2 protein-coding genes are annotated in these 1096 nt (G+C 52.5%); both read left to right on the forward strand.

The genetic code is table 11. The features are described 5' to 3' along the window. Positions 1-66 precede the first annotated feature (66 nt). Entirely contained in the window at positions 67-588 is a 522-nt protein-coding gene (locus Q0753_RS16535) for a helix-turn-helix domain-containing protein (RefSeq protein ID WP_188630992.1), read from the forward strand. Then, positions 549-1088 carry an IS630 family transposase gene (locus Q0753_RS16540; RefSeq protein WP_229668006.1) on the forward strand — a complete coding sequence of 180 codons (540 nt, stop codon included), beginning with the start codon at positions 549-551 and terminating at the stop codon, positions 1086-1088. Before Q0753_RS16535 ends, Q0753_RS16540 begins: the two co-directional genes overlap by 40 nt. Positions 1089-1096: the final 8 nt, after the last annotated feature.

The following is a 1096-nucleotide window of genomic DNA, read 5'->3' on the forward strand; positions in this document are numbered from 1 at the left end:
TAAGCAGTACGGCATAACCCATGTGGATCTATAATTTCTACATATAGCTACATTCGGGAGCCTGCCATGAAACGGAACTTGTTAGGTCAGTCACTCACGGCCGAAGAGGCGATCACGCTGGATGAGATGTCAAAACATCACCCCTTCCCGGACTTCAGACGGAGGGCACTGGCCTTGCTCGCTCTGAATGATGGCACGTCCGTGGTGCAGATTGCTCAGCTATTTCGGATAAGCGACCAACCAGTGTACAACTGGGCAAAGGGTTGGCGAACCCAAGGACTGGCAGGTATTTTAACGGGCCATAAGGGGGGCAGACCGCCCAAGCTGACCGCCGACATGTTGGATGCGGCTGCCGATATCGCCCGTTCTGAACCCATGACGCTGGCCAAGCTCGCAGCCCGTCTTCACGAGCTCTATCCTGAGGCCCCTTCGTTTAGTTTGGATCGGCTTTCTGCTGGGTTAAGAGCCAGAAATTTCTCTTTCAAACGAACCCGTCTCAGTCTCGAAAAAAAAGAGATGAGTCAGCCTTCCGAACAGCACAAGGGCGCCTGGCAACGTACCGAGAAGGCGCCAAAGCCGGCAAAATAGAGCTGCTTTACTGCGATGAAAGTGGCTTCTCATGTGTTCCGAATGTCCAGCGGGCCTGGTCACCGCGCGGTGAGACGCACTTGGCCGACGCCAGTGTCGGTCGCAAGCGGGTGAATGTGCTCGGGGTACTGAATTATGCGACGTCCCAGTTGCACTTTGAAGTATTTGAACACACAGTAAAGCGGCAGCATGTTGTCCCCTTTCTGGACAAGCTGGCCAAATCATCCAACCGGGAGAAATTCACCATTGTGGTGATGGACAATGCCTCCATCCATCACGGTATCGAGCCAGCGATGCGCGAACAGTGGCTGTATGAACACCGGTTTGTGTTGCTTTATCTACCACCTTACAGCCCGGAACTGAACCTCATTGAGCTCTTGTGGAAGCAGGCCAAGTACCACTGGCGCAGCTTTATTTCCTGGAGAAAAGATCAGCTACTGACTGAAGTTTCAATGTTGCTAAAGGGAGTAGGAAGTGAATTCCACATACGTTATACGTGATTGCTTAT

The sequence above is a fragment of the uncultured Oceanisphaera sp. genome, from assembly GCF_947495715.1.
GTDB lineage: Bacteria > Pseudomonadota > Gammaproteobacteria > Enterobacterales > Aeromonadaceae > Oceanimonas > Oceanimonas sediminis.

Coding starts and splice junctions, on each gene's coding strand:
- Q0753_RS16535 (WP_188630992.1), top strand. CDS start 67: ATGAAACGGAACTTGTTAGGTCAGTCACTCACGGCCGAAGAGGCGATC.